The organism is Enterobacter sp. SORGH_AS_0287 (assembly GCF_031453695.1).
Lineage (GTDB): Bacteria > Pseudomonadota > Gammaproteobacteria > Enterobacterales > Enterobacteriaceae > Enterobacter > Enterobacter ludwigii.
Genome location: NZ_JAVIZW010000002.1, coordinates 42,846 through 60,089, shown reverse-complemented (window position 1 = coordinate 60,089; position 17,244 = coordinate 42,846). Strand labels below are relative to the sequence as shown.

13 protein-coding genes and 3 pseudogenes are annotated in these 17,244 nt (G+C 54.2%); 11 read left to right on the top strand and 5 right to left on the bottom strand.

The window, feature by feature from the left end:
- The first annotated feature begins 145 nt into the window (after window positions 1-145).
- Entirely contained in the window at window positions 146-976 is an 831-nt protein-coding gene (locus QE396_RS22830) for an alpha/beta hydrolase (protein WP_309952798.1), read from the top strand.
- A gap of 158 nt (window positions 977-1,134) precedes the next feature.
- On the opposite strand, the gene QE396_RS22825 is transcribed toward QE396_RS22830, so the two are convergent.
- Window positions 1,135-1,563 (bottom strand): MerR family transcriptional regulator, encoded by a 429-nt coding sequence (locus QE396_RS22825; RefSeq protein WP_185791814.1) that lies wholly within the window; start codon window positions 1,561-1,563, stop codon window positions 1,135-1,137.
- A 105-nt stretch (window positions 1,564-1,668) separates the two neighbouring features.
- Between QE396_RS22825 and QE396_RS22820 the strand changes: the two genes are divergently transcribed.
- Both QE396_RS22820 and QE396_RS22815 read left to right on the top strand, forming a co-directional pair.
- A complete protein-coding gene (locus QE396_RS22820; RefSeq protein ID WP_185791813.1) occupies window positions 1,669-2,622 on the top strand; it encodes an NAD-dependent epimerase/dehydratase family protein in 954 nt (317 codons plus the stop codon).
- Between the two features lie 53 nt (window positions 2,623-2,675).
- A complete protein-coding gene (locus QE396_RS22815) occupies window positions 2,676-3,365 on the top strand; it encodes a type 1 glutamine amidotransferase domain-containing protein (RefSeq protein ID WP_185791812.1) in 690 nt (229 codons plus the stop codon).
- Window positions 3,366-3,623: 258 nt separating this feature from the next.
- Here QE396_RS22815 and QE396_RS22810 read toward each other — a convergent pair.
- Both QE396_RS22810 and QE396_RS22805 read right to left on the bottom strand, forming a co-directional pair.
- Window positions 3,624-4,192 (bottom strand): annotated as a pseudogene (locus QE396_RS22810) (dihydrofolate reductase family protein).
- A gap of 238 nt (window positions 4,193-4,430) precedes the next feature.
- A complete protein-coding gene (locus QE396_RS22805) occupies window positions 4,431-4,802 on the bottom strand; it encodes a helix-turn-helix domain-containing protein (protein ID WP_185791811.1) in 372 nt (123 codons plus the stop codon).
- 98 nt (window positions 4,803-4,900) lie between these two features.
- Between QE396_RS22805 and QE396_RS22800 the strand changes: the two genes are divergently transcribed.
- The 4 genes from QE396_RS22800 (at window position 4,901) to QE396_RS22785 (ending at window position 8,683) form a co-directional block, all read left to right on the top strand.
- The gene (locus QE396_RS22800; protein ID WP_185791810.1) at window positions 4,901-5,647 is read left to right on the top strand and encodes an NADPH-dependent F420 reductase; all 747 of its coding nucleotides are present in this window, start codon (window positions 4,901-4,903) and stop codon (window positions 5,645-5,647) included.
- Between the two features lie 245 nt (window positions 5,648-5,892).
- The gene (locus QE396_RS22795) at window positions 5,893-6,858 is read left to right on the top strand and encodes a magnesium and cobalt transport protein CorA (protein WP_185791809.1); all 966 of its coding nucleotides are present in this window, start codon (window positions 5,893-5,895) and stop codon (window positions 6,856-6,858) included.
- A 563-nt stretch (window positions 6,859-7,421) separates the two neighbouring features.
- Window positions 7,422-8,015 (top strand): TetR/AcrR family transcriptional regulator, encoded by a 594-nt coding sequence (locus QE396_RS22790; RefSeq protein ID WP_185791808.1) that lies wholly within the window; start codon window positions 7,422-7,424, stop codon window positions 8,013-8,015.
- A gap of 74 nt (window positions 8,016-8,089) precedes the next feature.
- Window positions 8,090-8,683, top strand: coding sequence for an NAD(P)H-dependent oxidoreductase (locus QE396_RS22785; RefSeq protein WP_185791807.1), 594 nt, complete (start codon window positions 8,090-8,092; stop codon window positions 8,681-8,683).
- On the opposite strand, the pseudogene QE396_RS22780 reads toward QE396_RS22785, so the two are convergent.
- Window positions 8,637-8,925 (bottom strand): annotated as a pseudogene (locus tag QE396_RS22780) (WbuC family cupin fold metalloprotein); the annotation flags it as partial. The gene QE396_RS22785 and the pseudogene QE396_RS22780 overlap by 47 nt on opposite strands.
- 297 nt (window positions 8,926-9,222) lie before the next feature.
- Window positions 9,223-9,394: pseudogene (locus QE396_RS22775) on the bottom strand (recombinase family protein); the annotation flags it as partial.
- Window positions 9,395-9,915: 521 nt separating this feature from the next.
- On the opposite strand from QE396_RS22775, the gene iroB reads away from it, so the two are divergent.
- The 4 genes from iroB to QE396_RS22755 all read left to right on the top strand — a co-directional run bounded on the left by iroB (window position 9,916) and on the right by QE396_RS22755 (window position 17,193).
- Window positions 9,916-11,031, top strand: coding sequence for a salmochelin biosynthesis C-glycosyltransferase IroB (iroB, locus tag QE396_RS22770; RefSeq protein WP_185791806.1), 1,116 nt, complete (start codon window positions 9,916-9,918; stop codon window positions 11,029-11,031).
- Window positions 11,032-11,174: 143 nt separating this feature from the next.
- Complete coding sequence (iroC, locus tag QE396_RS22765; RefSeq protein ID WP_185791805.1) at window positions 11,175-14,834, top strand: salmochelin/enterobactin export ABC transporter IroC; 3,660 nt, start codon at window positions 11,175-11,177, stop codon at window positions 14,832-14,834.
- A gap of 101 nt (window positions 14,835-14,935) precedes the next feature.
- Window positions 14,936-16,165: an esterase family protein gene (locus QE396_RS22760; protein ID WP_185791804.1), complete on the top strand. Its 1,230-nt coding sequence runs from the start codon at window positions 14,936-14,938 to the stop codon at window positions 16,163-16,165.
- Between the two features lie 83 nt (window positions 16,166-16,248).
- Window positions 16,249-17,193 (top strand): alpha/beta hydrolase, encoded by a 945-nt coding sequence (locus QE396_RS22755; protein ID WP_309952784.1) that lies wholly within the window; start codon window positions 16,249-16,251, stop codon window positions 17,191-17,193.
- Window positions 17,194-17,244: the final 51 nt, after the last annotated feature.

Here is a 17,244-nt window from a genome sequence, read left to right as displayed (position 1 = left end):
CAAGTTGACTTTAAATCTATACTACATTCACGGTTGATTCAGAGCCGGTTACAGGGCCGGTACTTATCCGTTCGTTCTGCCCTTTACGAAGAGTTGAGCGGGATAAGCACAGCCCATTGACAGTTTATCTGAGTGGAGAAGTGACATGGGTTATATAACAACTCGCGATGATGTTGAAATCTTCTACAAGGACTGGGGTCCAAAGGATGGTAAGGTTATTTTTTTCCATCATGGCTGGCCTCTGAGCAGTGATGACTGGGATGCCCAGATGTTATTTTTCGTCAATAAAGGCTTCCGCGTTGTGGCACATGACCGGCGCGGGCATGGTCGTTCAGAACAGGTGTCGGATGGCCATGACATGGATCATTATGCAGATGATGTTGCCGCCGTTGTGGAACATCTCAGTGTACAAGGCGCGATGCATGTTGGCCATTCAACCGGTGGTGGTGAAGTTGTACGTTATATTGCCAGATATGGTGAAGATAAAGTTTCAAAAGCCGTATTAATTAGTGCCGTACCGCCATTGATGGTTAAAACCGACAATAATCCACAGGGAACGCCGAAATCAGTATTTGACGACCTGCAGGCGCAACTGGCTGCTAATCGCGCCCAGTTCTATTACGACGTTCCTGCTGGACCATTTTATGGATTTAACCGCCCCGGTTCAGCTCCTTCTGAAGCTGTCATTTATAACTGGTGGCGACAGGGTATGATGGGTGGTGCCAAAGCGCATTACGATGGGATAGTTGCTTTTTCGCAAACCGACTTTACTGAAGACCTTAAAGGAATATCCATCCCCGTACTGGTTATTCACGGAGATGACGACCAGGTTGTCCCTTATGATGATTCCGGTAAGTTGTCGGCTGTACTGGTCAAAAATGGGAAACTCATTACGTATGAAGGGGCTCCCCACGGCATCCCCACAACCCACGCGGATCAGGTTAATGCAGATCTTCTTGCATTTATAACCAGTTAATCCAGCTAATAAAATATCTGTGTTCATGACTCCGTCACCGGTATTTTATACCGGTGACGGAGTCATGATGCTGGTAAACAAGGGAACTGAGACTTACAAATCAGGTTTCGTAAATTCACGCTTCGCCCAGAAACAGATCCGATGCAACGTCTGTCAGATTACTTAGCAGAATGAAGAACAGGTGCATCGACCTGCATGAGCGCCATTACCCGCAGCATATTTTCCTGGCATGAAATCCCCTCCGGCCTGTTTTCAATACCGCTGATTAAATTCAGGATCATGGTCTGATTATCCCTGAGTTGCTGCTGCAGGAGTCGGATCTCCTCAACCCTAGATTCAAGAGATGCAACTAATCCTTCATGGTTCCAGCTTCCTTTCCCCTTAGGCAAAAGCTGACGGATTTGCTCAAGCGTGAACCCAAATTTCTGTGCCCGATCAATAAGCATCAGTATCAGTGCGGTCTCAGGGGGATAATGGCGATAACCATTATCGTGTCGGGGAGGGGCACTGATCAGACCCTGTGCCTCGTAATAGCGGATGCGGGAAGGTGTAAGTCCCGTCGTTTTTGCCAGATCGCCTATCTTCATTTCCTCTCCGGTGAGCCTCTTGACATTAAAGTTAACTTTAAACTTATACTCTGAAAAAAGTCAAAGTCCCGCGACGCCTACCAAAAATTGTAGAAGAGGAAATAAATGCAAACGATTCTGGGAGCAAGCGGACAGATTGCCCGGGCACTGGCCCGCGAATTAACACATTCCTTCAGTGCTGAACTGAGGCTTGTCAGCCGCAATCCGCATAAGGTCACTCAAAGCGACACTCTTATATCGGCTGATTTGCTTGACGGCAGTCAGACTCTGGATGCGGTAAAAGGAAGCCGCATTGTGTATTTTGCGGCAGGCCTGCCACCGGATTCTTCTCTCTGGGAGGCGCAGTTTCCGGTAATGCTTCAGAATGCACTGAATGCCACCCGGCAAGCAGGGGCTCATTTTGTCTATTTTGACAATACCTATATGTACCCTCAGGACAGCAGACTGCAAAGGGAAGACGCGCCGTTCCAGCCATCAGGGAGAAAAGGACATGTCCGGGCTATGATGGCGAACATGGTCCGGGATGAGATGCAGCGCGGTGATATTCCTGTCCTTATTGGCCGTGCCCCTGAATTTTATGGGCCCGGGAAAACCCAGAGTTTTACCAATGCCCTGGTTTTAGACAGACTTAAAGCGGGCAAAAAACCACTCGTCCCATTGCGTGATGACACATTACGTACGCTCATCTGGACACCTGATGCAAGCCGGGCCTTAGCACTGCTGGGCAACACGCCCGATGCCTACGGCCAGACATGGCATCTGCCCTGTTGTGAAGAACAAATCACCTATGCACAGTTTGTTTCTCTGGCGTGCCGTGTATTTGGAAAAGAACCGTCATGGTCAGTTCTCAGCAAATTCTCCTTGTACATTGCGGGTATGTTTTCTAAAGGGCCACGTGAACTGCGGGAGCTCCTGCCCCGCTATGACGCTGATAATCTTTTTGACTCCTCAAAATTTAGGATGCGCTTCCCGGATTTTCGTATCACCGGTTACGGGCAGGGGCTGGAAAGTATATATGCTGAATGGAAAGCCACTTCCACGTTGAAGAAAGATAATTAACCATAATGGCTGATTGTAAATAACAGGCTCAGAGAAACAACAGAAGGTTTAGCATGACTCGGACTATATTACATGTTGTTACCAATATTTCTCATTATGACGACCCGAAACATAAAACCGGACTCTGGCTGTCCGAACTGACTCATGCGTATGATATTTTTGCAGATCACGGCTTCAGACAAAAAATTGTGAGTCCAGCAGGTGGCCAGTCTCCAATAGAACCTCGATCCCTGCGGTGGCCATTTTTAGATACTTCAGCCCGGAACTGGCTGAGTGATCCCTCCAGAATGAGACTTCTTGAGAATACCCTCAGTCCTGAGCAAATCGATTCCGCAGAGTATGACGCCATTTATTTCACTGGTGGTCATGCCGTTATGTGGGATTTTCCTGAAAACATCAAGCTGCAGCAAATAACGCGGGATATCCATGAACAGAGAGGCATTGTGTCCTCGGTCTGCCACGGCTACTGCGGTCTGCTGAATATCCGCTTATCTGATGGTGAATTCCTCGTGAAAGGCCGCAGGGTCACTGGCTTTTCATGGACAGAAGAAATCCTGGCGGGTGTATCCCGCGAGATGCCATACAACGCGCAGCAGGAAATGAAGCAAAGAGGAGCCCGATATGAGAAGTCTTTTCTACCATTTACGCCCAACGTTGTGGTTGACGGGTGCCTGGTTACAGGACAGAACCCATTTTCAGCGAAGCTGACAGCCATGCGAGTGGTGTCGCTTCTTAATCGCTGATACCGGAGCTGAGATGGCCGGACAGGGATTCAGGGTTCTCAATCTCTGGTTAATATGAGCAGTATCAAATCGATTATGAACAATCCTGAGTGCTGTCTGTCGCGGGGTGTTTGTGCCGGGCACAATGTTTCGAAAATATCGGTATGAGCCAGATCCCGGGTTTTTAGACCCGTTTTCGGATGTACTGCTTTTGCAGCGAACTGAATCAAGGTCGTAGAAGTAAAACAGTACCGCTGACAGCTGGAGCAGCTTCTCGCATCAGCGGAGGTCACCACTTTGCTTAGATTCAGCTTGTAATATCAGCCGATAGTGCGACTGTACCAGACCCGAAGGGAAACTGCGGCTGGATAATAGCGTCAAATCGATATCATGGGGCAGTACTCCGAACAGCGGTTTTCCTGAACCGAGCAGCACAGGAACGGTAGAGATAACGATATCGGCGACCAGACCTTCGCGCACGAACGGCTGTATTAACTGCCCACCATCGATATAGACCTGGTGCACGTTCTTCTCCATCAGGTCAGCAAGAGCCTCACCTGGCGTGCGGCATGAAAACTGCACTTTACCCTTCAGCGCCTCGGACACGGGGGTATCGGTTAGCTGCCGGGAAAGCATCAGCACGGGTCGATCGTATGGCCATTCGTCAAAAGTCAGCACCTCTCATAGCTGCCTCGCCCCATAATGATCCAATCTTTGTCCGCGATGAATGCGGCATAGCCATGATCTTCTGTCGGGTCATCGCACTTCAACAGCCAGTCGATATCACCATCCTGTCGGGCGGTATAAGCATCAAGACTGACCGCGATGAAAACATGTGTGGTGACCATCAAGTGCTTCGTATCCCGGTCGCATATATCTCGTTGAGTTTAGCAATGTGAGCGATATTGATATGCGCCGATAAAACCACATCAGATGGTTAGCAACGTCCGTTCCAGGCACGAAGCGAGCAAGTTACCTGAGTTGAAGATCGGCTGTGCGCGAGAAACGGACGTTAGTAAGCCCACAGAGGTCGTTTTAATGATCTTTGATGGGAAAAGAAGCCTTCCACTAAATGTAATATTTTGGCTATGCGGATTGCTCAGGGCCCAGAGTTGCTCTGCGTAGCAACGCCCAATCGATTAAAGCTGTCATAGAGGGGCCGAGCGCTTTTCCAAGTTCAGTCAGCGCATACTCCACCCGGGGAGGGACTTCAGGGTAAAGCGTACGTGAGAGAATTCCGTCAGCTTCAAGCTGCTTAAGCTGCTGTATCAACATTTTCTGGTTGACTCCCTCAACTCTTCGTTCCAGTTCTGAAAAGCGTAGCGGGGCTTTAGCTGCAAAAAGCTGGCATATAATTATTATTTTCCATTTACCTTCAATCGTCCTGAGCGCTTCACTGGTAGCCTGCGCCCAGATTAATCGCTGTTCAGGAACATCACAACGCCAGTCTCTTTCCATACTTACCTCAGGTTAGCAACACACTATTTTGTGTGTTCTTGTTATTTTATCAGGGAGAATATAGTTTACCTCATCCAATAACAGAATGAGGAGGAGATATGAAAATTGGCGTAATCGGTACAGGTAATATTGGGGGCACCTTAGCCCGTAAGCTCCGTGACGCAGGGCATCAGGTAAAAATGGCAAATTCACGAGGAGTGGAGGCCGTACGTACTTTTGCTAAAGAGATACAGGCAGAACCTACAGATATTTATGGTGCAGTCGCTGACGTAGATGCGGTTATTCTGTCAATACCACTTCCGGCACTCAGAAACCTGCCGAAAGAGCTTTTCAAAGACCTTCCATCGAATGTGCCGGTGATTGATACAAGTAATTATTATCCCGATTTGCGCGACCCTCATATCGCTGCTCTGGATCAGGGACAGACAGAGAGCGAATGGGTACAGGAACAAATCGGTCACCCTGTAGTTAAAGCCTTTAACAACATTCTTGCCGGCTCGCTTGCAGAAATGGGTCTGCCACCGGGAAGCCGTGGGCGTCTGGGCGTTGCAGTAGCGGGAGATCATCCTGAAGCAGTAAAGACCGCAATGGCACTGGTGAATGACACGGGTTTTGACCCGGTCTTCTCAGGAACTATTGCTGAATCATGGCGCCAACAGCCTTGCACACCGTCTTATTGTTGTGACTGGGATGCCGCCACCATGCTTCGCGCTCTTAATTTAGCGAAAAGAGGAGACGGCCTCACCCGCCTGCCTTCTCTTTATGCCAGCATTGCAAAACTCGGCGAGAACCCTTCTCATGCAGATGTTATTGAGAATAACCGCTCAATAAACTGGCCTGTTTGAATCTGTTCTTTGTGCTTAACAGCCTGTATTTCTGCTCCTCGTGATACAGTCAGATATTTCACCGGTTTTGATATCAACTTAGATCCGCTTCTGGCACGAAGCGGCAAGCTCACTGAACTGAAGATCGGCGATGAGCGAGGAACAAACAATATAATTCGACATGTTAATACCTGCCTGCGTAAAACTTGGAAATTCAATGTAAATGGTTAAGCTTCTTATAAACATGCTTAAGGGATAGTCATAAAATGATTGTTAACTGTATGGTCTACCGTTCAGACCACCCCGCCGAAGCCGTAGATATTGAAGAAATAAGTGAAGTTATTCAGGACACCGATGCGTTTATATGGCTGGGGCTCTGGCAGCCTGAACCTGCGTTTATGTATAAAGTCCAGGAGGAGTTCGGGCTGCATGATCTGGCAGTAGAGGATGCGCTTAACGCACATCAGCGACCTAAGATAGAGCGTTATGGCAGCTCGGCATTTATCGTTGCGAAGACTGTCAATGGACAGGGCGATAATATTGAGTTTGGCGAAACGCATTTGTTTGTGGGCCGAAACTTCCTTATTACGGTGCGTCATGGTGCTTCAGAGAGCTATGCGCCTATACGCGCCCGTGCTGCAGAGGCCCCTGATATGCTTTCGTATGGTCCGGCTTATCCTCTTTACTGTATTCTGGATTTCATTGTTGACAGTTATGCAGAGCTGACTGCGCGCCTCAATACAAAAATTGGTGATATAGAAGCGACACTCTTTCACAGTGAATTTGACCGTGACGCTATCCAGACCGTGTATTCCCTCCGCCGTAATCTGCTCGGGCTTCGAAACGCCGCTCAGCCAGTAGAAGAAATCTGTACCGAGCTTATCCGCATTCATGAAGAACTTATCCCCAAACCCCTCAGGGCGTATTTCAGGGATATTCAGGATCACGCACGCCATGTAGTAACGGATGTAAATGACATGCGTGAGCTGCTCAGTAGCGCGATGCACGTAAATCTGGCTCTGGTTTCAGTGCAGCAAAACGAAGTCGTCAAGAAACTGGCAGGCTGGGGGGCCATACTCGTGATCCCGACGGTAGTCTTCAGCATGTATGGTATGAACTTCGACAATATGCCGGAACTGAACACGCTCTATGGCTATCCGGCTACAGTCGCTGTTACGCTGGGAGCCTGTGTATTACTGTGGCTGCGACTCAAACGTTCTCGCTGGCTTTGATTGGTAAACGGTAAAAGACAGAATTTTTATCTGCAAGTTTTCAGTGCGGTGGACTACAGAAGTTAGCATGTTCTTCTGTTGCCTTTCCCTGGTATTAACTAGAAGCAAACCTCCACTTGCAGGTTTAGTCATACCGGCAGGCCTGACGGGCTAAGCAAGAGCCAGTATGAACGAGCTGTTCCCCAGTAAAAAATGCTTCAGGGCATTATCGTTACCCTGCTGATCACCTTTGCGACCGGCACGGGGAGGAATGTCTGACCTGCTTTCTTTATGCTGAATGTGAAGAAACAGGAAGTGGAGTAGAAGCAGATTGCGAAAGCCAGACCCCGGGCGAAGGAGCTGCATTGTCTCAAGCTTCAGGAAACCACCTTCCTGCTGCAGAGATTGTAATTCGGGCAGATCGAGGCAACGCCCGTATTGCTGATGGCACTGGTGCCGTGCTGGCGTTCCTGCCTGCGATGTATGCGAACGCTGGTGCCGGATCCGTTTCGTGGAACAACACGTGCAGCGTCCCGTAGAAACCGTGTAAACTACCAAGAGTAGATAATAAATCCGGGGAAAGCATGGTTGTTAAGCGCTTAAGAAAAGAAGATCGTCGCGCGCAGTTGCTGGAGGTGGCACGCGGAATCGTTCGTCAGCAAGGCACGGAGGCGCTGACGCTGGGCTACCTGGCCGAACGCGCCAGTGTGACAAAGCCTATCCCTTACGACCACTTTGGCGACCGTGAAGGGCTGCTGATGGCGCTGTATCAGGACTACAGCGATCGCCAACTGGCGAAATTCCGTGAGACGCTGGCGGTGGACAGCAAAACCCTGGACAGGACAATCCGCTTTTTCAGCGCTGCCTATATCGACTGTGCGATAGCCGCCGGGCCGGAAACCGGGCCAATCGCCGCGGCGCTGTCCGGCTCACGCGCGTTGCAGACGTTTCGCGAGGCGTGCGTGGCCGAATGTGCCGACTGCCTGCGCACCGCACTTTCCCCTTTTATCGTGCTGAAAGGCGTTCAGGGGGAAGCAGCACTGACTGCCATCATTGGCGCAGCGGACGCGCTCAGTACCGCCGCGGGCGACGGCGTCCTCGCACGAAATGTCGCGGAAGATACACTCAGCGGTGCTATGACCGGGGTACTGGAGAGCTACGTGAACAGCACAAAATGATCGTGGTGGGCGGATTGACACTTAAGTTACCAATAGTAATATAGGTATCCATTCTCCCCCATTACGAGGTCGCTATGTCTGCTACACATGCCATAAATAATGTGCTGATCGTGACGGCTCATCCTGTCGACACGTCGTTATCCCATTCGCTGGCTGCCCGCATTGCAGGGAGATTACGCGAGAAAGGTACGCAGGTTGAGATCGCCGATCTTCATGCTGAAGGTTTTAATCCTGCCATGTCTCGCGCCGATCTCGATTTGTATCACGGGGATCCGGGCACGCTGCCCGCGGATATTCTGCGCGAGCAGCAGCGCGTCGAGCGAGCGGATATGCTGGTATTTGTCTTCCCCATCTACTGGTGGTCAGTCCCCGCGCTGTTGAAAGGCTGGTTCGATCGTGTATTAACCCTGAACTGGGCATATAAAGTGGCCGACGACGGTAGGATTGTGGGCAACATGCGTGATATTCCTGTCCGCCTGATTGCCACCGGCGGCAGCGATCACACCGGATTCGATAAACACGGCTATTCGACGGCAATTCAGGCACAGATAATCGAAGGTGTATTTGGTTTCTGCGGGTTGAGAAACGTTAAGTTCGATATCCTTTACCAGGCAGACACGGCTACGCCTGAGCAGGTTGAGAATTTCCTGCAAAGACTCGGCAACTAGCAGTAAAGCATCCGGTGCCGGCGCGCATTTCAGCAGGTGACCATGGGGCGGTATCGTGCGCAGGAACAGGCTGATATTCCCCCGTGATTTACCTCAAAAATGACGCCGCCTTTATCCAGCGACAGCACGGCATGTCAGGTGCTGGCATCCATCTCCAGCACGTTACATTCTTCGTCAGGCACCTCACGCCGGAGCACCTTACCGCTGTTGTCAAAATTCAGCACCAGAAAGCGACCGCTCAGAGCAAAAGCGGGCTAAAGGCGTTCCTGATCCAGGGGAATGATTAATGTCCCAACAGCGCTCAATAACATGATCAAACAGCACCGTAGGAAAAGGTGATTTTTCATACAATCGTTTAGCCTGACAATTCTTAAATACTCATACTGGGATTAACAGGCTATGACAGTTCAAACACCACAGGCAGTAGCAGACACTTTTTTTCATCGTATAGCCACAGCTGAAGATGTGAATGAGATAGCTGCACTGGTAAGTGAAATCGTCAACAGTTTGGTCGCCGGATACCATTTTCCATCTGGGCCGATTAACCCAGGGCGTTCGCTGGCTGCAACCGAACCGCTGACATCCTCCTCAATCATCCTCAGAGGTCTGCGAGCAAAACCGGTCACTGCAGTGTTTCGATGCTGGTTTTTTGTGGTCTGTTCAAGAGAGCAAGACCCGGCAGTAAGCAAAAACTCGCGATAGAGTGCAAATTCCATTCGAACTGGATGCACGAATGATAACGCATAATCGCCATGAGTCCCCTTTCCTGAAACCTATCTACGATTTTTCGTAAAACCGTTTCCCCGGGCATGATGTGCTTGATTCTAGTTGCAATCACCAAATGATATTGGTAATTATTATCATTAGCATTTGCATTGGTGATTTATCTGGCAAGGTATACAAAGGTATCAGGAAACAAACCTCTCGAGGCTTGTTGACAGGCCTCACACTCAGCAAATGCGTCAGAACACCGCAGCGTGGCAGTACGACGCGATGCTGGCTGTTCAACAGGACAACGACGCGCAAGCGTTAATGGAAGTCGGGACACGGAATTCCCGATTCACCAGTGTACGTCACGGAATAGTCTCCGACAGGACCGTCCGTAACGCGGGTGAAATTCAAAATGGCGCAGCGTCTGGCAAAGCAGGCTTAACGAAAATTCACGTCCTGCTGCTGGCATGTTATTGCGTCGACTTCCTGATTGAGATCGTTAAGCGGAGAGGGATTTTCTCATGCGCATTTTGTTTGTAGGCCCGCCTCTCTATGGGCTGCTGTATCCTGTGCTGTCTCTGGCACAGGCGTTTCGCGTTAACGGCCATGAAGTGCTGATCGCCAGCGGAGGAAAATTTGCCCATAAAGCGGCAGAGGCAGGACTGGTGGCGTTTGACGCCGCACCCGGCTTTGATTCCGAAGCCGACTATCGCCGCCGCGAGGCACAGCGAAAAGAAAGTAACATTGGCACCAGAATGGGCAACTTCTCATTCTTCAGCGAAGAAATGGCCGACCACCTGGTGGAGTTTACCGGGAACTGGAATCCCGATCTCATCATCTACCCTCCGCTCGGAGTCATCGGACCGCTGATTGCCGCCAAATACGAGATACCGGTCGTGATGCAAACCGTCGGCTTCGGCCATACGCCCTGGCATATCAAAGGCGTAACGCGTTCGCTCGCGAATGCCTATCGTCGCCACGGGGTCGATGCCGCACCGCGCGATATGGCCTGGATCGACGTAACACCGCCGAGCATGAGCATTCTTGAAAACGACGGCGAACCCATTATTCCTATGCAGTACGTGCCGTACAACGGTGGCGCGGTGTGGGAACCGTGGTGGGAGAGGCAGCCCGAACGTAAACGTCTGCTGGTAAGTCTCGGCACCGTCAAACCGATGGTCGATGGCCTAGATCTGATCTCCTGGGTGATGGATTCCGCCAGTGAAGTCGATGCCGAGATCATCCTGCATCTTTCGGCCAATGCGCGGTCCGATCTGCGCGCGTTGCCGTCAAACGTTCGCCTGGTCGACTGGATACCCATGGGGGTCTTCCTGAACGGCGCAGATGGCTTCATTCATCATGGCGGTGCCGGCAATACCCTGACGGCGCTACACGCCGGTATTCCACAGATCGTCTTCGGCCAGGGTGCCGATCGCCCGGTCAATGCCCGCGTTGTTGTCGAACGTGGCTGCGGGATCATCCCCGGCGACGGCGGCCTGTCGAGCAACATGATCAATGCTTTCCTCGACAATCGCGCGCTTCGAGACGCCTCTGCAGAGGTAGCGGCGGAAATGGCGGCACAACCCTGCCCGGGCGAAGTGGCGAAAAGCCTGATCGCGATGGTACAGAAAGGGTAGCCACCACGCCGCTATGACAATCATACGCCAGCCCACATCCTGGAGTCATACGCACATAACAATGCGTGACGGGATCGCGCTGGCGCTTTTTTTTGCAGATCGATCCGGTTTGGATCGTATTTTTTACAGACTGAGGAGGCTTAATGCCTGCGACTCACTCTCCCACACCTGCGCGGTCCTGGATAGTGCGCCTGGCGCGCGTGTGCTGGGAACGTAAGAAACTTAGTATCATCGTGGTGGTAGCGTCGGTTTCGACCATTCTGCTGGCCGCGCTGACGCCGCTGCTGACAAGGCAAGCAGTGAACGACGCGCTGGTGGGCAATCCGGCCCGCCTGCCGTGGCTGGCCTGTGGGCTGCTCCTGATCGCCTTTTTGGATTTCATCGGTAACTATGTGCGCCGCGGTTATGCCGGCGAGCTCTCGCTCTGGGTACAGCACACCCTGCGAGGTCGGGCATTCGACAGTATTCAAAAACTTGACGGCGCAGGCCAGGACGCGCTGCGCACCGGGCAGGTGATTTCACGGACCAACAGCGATCTGCAGCAGGTGCATACCCTGCTGCAGATGTGTCCGGTACCGCTGGCGGTGTTCACTTATTACATCGCCGGCATTGCCGTGATGTTGTGGATGTCACCCGCCATGACGCTCATCGTCGTGTGCGTCCTGGTGTGCCTGGCGCTCACTGCGCTGCGCGCGCGTCGTCGGGTCTTCGCGCAGACCGGGCTCGCCTCGGACCGACTGGCGAACCTCACCGAACATATGCGCGAAGTGCTGGCCCAGATCTCAGTGGTGAAATCCTGCGTGGCGGAGCGGCGTGAAACGCGCTGGCTGGATCGCCAGTCGCGGCAGATGGTACGTATCCGCATCGGCGCGGCCATCTCGCAGGCAATGCCAGGAGCCACCATGCTGGCGCTACCGGTGCTCGGGCAAATCGTCCTGCTGTGCTACGGCGGCTGGTCGGTCATGCACGGGCGGATAGATCTCGGCACCTTCGTGGCGTTTGCCAGCTTCCTCGCGATGCTGACCGGGCCAACCCGCGTACTGGCATCGTTTCTGGTTATTGCCCAGCGCACCCAGGCGTCCGTGGAGCGTGTGTTTGCTCTGATCGACACCCGTCCACAGATGGAGGACGGGACGGAGGCAGTTAACGGTCAGATTGTCGGGCTGGAACTGGAGAATATGAGCTTCGGCTACCGTGACGGCAGACACATCCTCACCGATGTCTCGTTTTCCCTGCGCCCAGGTGAAACCGTGGCGGTAGTGGGCGCATCGGGTTCCGGGAAATCGACGCTGCTGATGCTGCTGGCGCGTTTTTACGATCCCAGCGCCGGAGAGATATGGCTCAACACCAGCGCAGGCCGACAGAACCTTCGCGATATCAGGCTGGAGGCGCTTCGCCGTCGGGTAGGCGTTGTGTTTGAAGATGCTTTTCTGTTTGCCGGTACGGTGGCGGAAAATATCGCCTACGGGCACCCTCAGGCTACGGCGGACGACATTCGCCGCGCGGCGACAGCAGCAGGAGCCAGCGATTTTATCAATGCCCTGCCGAAAGGCTTTGATACCCGGTTAACCGAACGCGGTACAAATCTTTCCGGTGGACAGAGGCAGCGAATCGCGCTGGCACGGGCGCTCATTACCGCGCCGGAAGTGTTGATCCTCGATGACACCACCTCGGCGGTCGATGCCGGTACTGAAGCGGAGATCAATACCGCACTGGGTCGCTATGCTGACGAAGAGCATATGCTGCTGGTGATTGCCCGACGCCGTTCAACGCTGCAGTTAGCCAGCCGAATTGTGGTGCTGGAGAAGGGCCGGGTGGTGGATACCGGAACCCAGGCGGAACTTGAAGCGCGCTGCCCGGCGTTCCGCGCGCTGATGACCGGCGACAGCGATTTCCTCGCGCCTTCCCACGGTGGGCATAACACATTGTGGCCAGCCGTACCCACGGCACAAGACGATGCGCCGGATACAGGGGATAAAGGCTTTGTCGCCCGTATGACCCGTGTGCCGGAAAATGCGGTACAGCAGGCGCTGGCCGGTAACGGCCGAAAAGTCACATCGCTGCTGAAGCTTGTGGCATGGATGTTCGTCATCGCCGCCCTGTTGATCGCACTCGATTCTGCGGCAGGTGTCGGGGTTCTGATACTGCTGCAGCGCGGCATTGATTCCGGCGTCGCCGCAGGCGATATGTCGACTATCGGCCTCTGTGCCCTTCTCGCCCTGTGCCTGGTGGCCGTGAGCTGGTGCTGTTATTCACTGCAGACAGTCTTCGCCGCCAGAGCGGCGGAATCAGTCCAGCATACAGTGCGCTTGCGCAGCTTCGGCCATATGCTGCGTCTTGGCCTCCCCTGGCATGAAAAGCATGTCGATTCACGTCTGACCCGCATGACCGTTGATGTGGACTCCCTCGCCCGCTTTCTGCAAAACGGCCTTGCCGGTGCGGCCACCAGCCTGGTGACGATGCTCGCCATCGCTGCCGCCATGTTCTGGCTCGACCCGCTCCTGGCGCTGACGGCATTAAGCGCGGTGCCAGTGGTCGCACTGGCGACCTGGATTTATCGCCGCCTCAGCTCCCCGGCATATGCGCAGGCGCGGCTGGAAATAGGCAACGTCAACAGCACCCTGCAGGAGAAAGTTTCCGGCTTGCGCGTCGTGCAAACGCACGGCCAGCAGGAACAGGAGGCTGCCCGGCTACGCGCGTTATCAGATCGCTTTCGCGCGACCCGCGTTCGTGCGCAAAAATACCTTGCCGTCTATTTCCCGTTCCTGACCTTCTGCACCGAGGCCTCCTATGCCGCCGTTCTGCTGGCAGGCGCATCGCGGGTCGCCGAAGGCGAAATGACCGCCGGGGTGCTGGCGGCTTTCTTCCTGCTGCTGGGGCAATTCTATGGGCCCGTGCAGCAGTTATCAGGGATTGTCGACGCCTGGCAACAGGCGACGGCCAGCGGCAAACATATCGACGAACTACTGGCGACCGAAGGCACAGAGGATGTCGTTCCCTCTTCCGCACCGTCCGCCATCGGCGCATTGCATCTTGATGAGGTCACATTCAGTTATCCCGACAGTCCCGAACCGGCGCTGAACAAACTTACCCTGACGATCCCGGAGGGTACGGTCGTCGCGGTCGTCGGTCGCAGCGGTGCGGGTAAGTCAACGCTGATTAAGCTGATTGCCGGGTTATATTCCCCCACCCGCGGCAGGATCAGCATCGGCGATCGGATGATGGATGATGCCTCGCTTGCCGATTACCGTCGCCAGATTGGTCTGGTCGATCAGGATGTGGCGCTGTTTAGTGGAGATATTGCAGAAAACATTCGTTATTCACGGCCATCCGGCACCGATGCCGACGTTGAGATTGCCTCACAGCGGGCAGGACTGTATGAGACGGTGCGCAATCTGCCGCAGGGATTCCGGACACCGGTGAATAACGGCGGTGCCAATTTGTCCGCAGGTCAGCGGCAGCTGATTGCGCTGGCTCGCGCGCAACTGGCGCATGCCCACATCCTGCTGCTCGACGAAGCCACGTCCCGTCTGGATCGCACATCCGAAGAGAGATTGATGTCATCGTTAACAGATGTCGCGCACACCGGTAAGCACTTGGCGCTGATTGTCGCGCACCGTCTGACCACCGCGCAGCGCTGCGATCTGATTGCCGTTATCGAAAAGGGGCAACTGGCGGAATACGGCACTCATGAAGAGCTGTTAGCTGCGGGCGGGCTCTATACCCGTTTATGGCATGACAGCGTCGGCAGTGCTGAGCCCCGTCGCCAGTGCACTATCACGGAGGAAATCGTGGGAGAGTGATTGCACATGTAAGACATTAAAAAACACGCTCTGACGCGGCTGTTCCGGGAATAGCCGCTTTTACTATCCATACTGGCACCCTTAATTTTTAAAGAGAGTGAATGCTGAACATGCACCAACATCCTTCTGCTATCGCCAGACTGCGCAACCAGCTGGCAGCAGGCCACATTGCAAACCTTTCTGACTTCTGGCGCGACGCTGAGTTACTGAATGTACCGCTGGTGACGGCGGTCGACGGGGCGGAGGACGAACGTGACGTGACCTTTTTATGGCGCGCCCGGCACCCTCTGCAGGGCGTTTATCTGCGTCTGAACCGGGTGACGGATAAAGAGCACGTGGCAGAAGGGATGATGACCGCCCTTCCCGCGACGGATATCTGGACGCTGACGCTACGTTTACCCGCAGGCTACTGCGGCTCCTATTCGCTGGTGGAAATCCCGCCCGGCACCCCGGCCGAGATAATTTCACAGTCCGGAGGCCGCTTTACCCCCCTCGTCGGGCAGGCCGATCCGCTAAACAACACGCCGCGGATCAACGTCCGGGGAAACGCACAGGAATCTGTGCTGGCACTCGATAATGCCCCCGCCCAGTCCGAATGGCGCGGCGGCACTCCCGCCGGGCAATTGCTTACCTCCGCCCGCATTATCGCCGGGCAATCGCGACGGGTTCGGCTCTATCTGCCGGACGTTGATATTTCGCAGCCCCTCGGCCTGGTGGTACTGCCCGATGGTGAAACCTGGTTCGATCACCTTGGCGTATGCGCAGCAATTGACGCCGCTATCAATAGCGGACGCATCGTGCCCGTGGCTGTCCTGGGCATCGACAACGTCAATGAACACGAGCGCACTGCCATACTCGGCGGGCGCAGCGAGCTGATAACGGATATCGCCGGGCATCTGCTGCCGGCGATTCGTGCCGAACAGCCGCAGCGCCAGTGGGCAGATCGTTCACGCACCGTGCTGGCCGGGCAGAGCCTCGGCGGGGTCAGCGCGCTGATGGCCGCTCGTCACGCACCGGAAACGTTCGGCCTGGCGCTCAGCCACTCCCCGTCAATGTGGTGGACACCAGAAGGTGCCAGCCGGCCAGATGTGTTCAGCGAAACCGACACGTCATGGGTGAGCGAACATCTGCTTTCTGCCCCGCCGCAGGCCGTGCGCATCCGCCTGTGCGTGGGATCGCTGGAAGGTTCGACGGTGTCGCACGTTCAGCAGCTTCATCAGCGGCTGCTTACCGCTGGCGTCGACAGCCATTGCGCAATTTATACCGGTGGCCACGATTACGCATGGTGGCGCGGCGCACTGATTGACGGGCTTGGTTTACTGCAGGGTTGAGTTGACCCGCGAACACGTTCAGGCAACCGGACAGGCTTCCTGAAACAATACAATGTCACCAGCGGAAAAGGAATAATCATCAGATGTATGACCGCGAGTATTGCCCGACACGCCCGCGCAAGGCGCTTTGCTTTCTTCTTTCTGGTCTCACCCTAATCTGTAGCGCGCACGTTTTTGCGAAGCCTGATATGCAGCTGCTGGGGCCAAATATCGCCGATAAAGGCTCCGCATTTTACCATTTCAGCGTCAACCTGTTCGACTCCGCCGATGGTACCCGTCATTACCGGGTATGGACGGCGGTGCCAAATAAAGCCGCGCCGGCGTCGGGCTACCCGATTGTCTATATGCTCGACGGCAACGCAGTGATGGACCGCCTGAATGACAAACTGCTCAAACAGCTGGCAGAAAACTCACCGCCGGTGATCGTGGCTGTCGGGTATCAGACCCCCCTCCCCTTCGATCTTAACGGCAGGGCCTACGACTACACGCCTGCCGCAGAAAGCGAAAAAACTGATGCCGGCAACGGGCGTTTTAGCCGTAAGAATGGTGGCAGCAGCGACTTCCGACAGTTACTGGAAACGCGTATAGCGCCAAAAGTGGAACAGGGATTGAATATCGATCGGCAGCGCCGCGGCCTGTGGGGGCACTCCTACGGCGGCCTGTTCGTGCTGGATACCTGGCTGTCCTCCTCTTACTTCCACACGCACTACAGCGCCAGCCCGTCGTTGGGCAGAGGTCATGACGCTCTGCTACGCCGCATCATGGCAGTCGAGCCGTCGCAATACTGCGCTAAGCGCCTGGCGATAATGGAAGGTTCGGCGACGCCGGGCGATAACCGGGAAACGCATACCGCCGGGGTGCTGACGAAAATTCATGCCACCCTTACCACGCTGAAAGATAAAGGCGTCAATGCCGCCTTTTGGGATTTCCCGAACCTGGGACACGGGCCGATGTTCAACGCCTCATTCCGCGGAGCGCTCGTCGATATCAGCGGTGAAAACGCAGGTAATACCGCAGGCTGTCATTAATTAAACCGCAAAATACTGCCCGCCTTTACGCGGGCAGTTCGCCTGTCACAC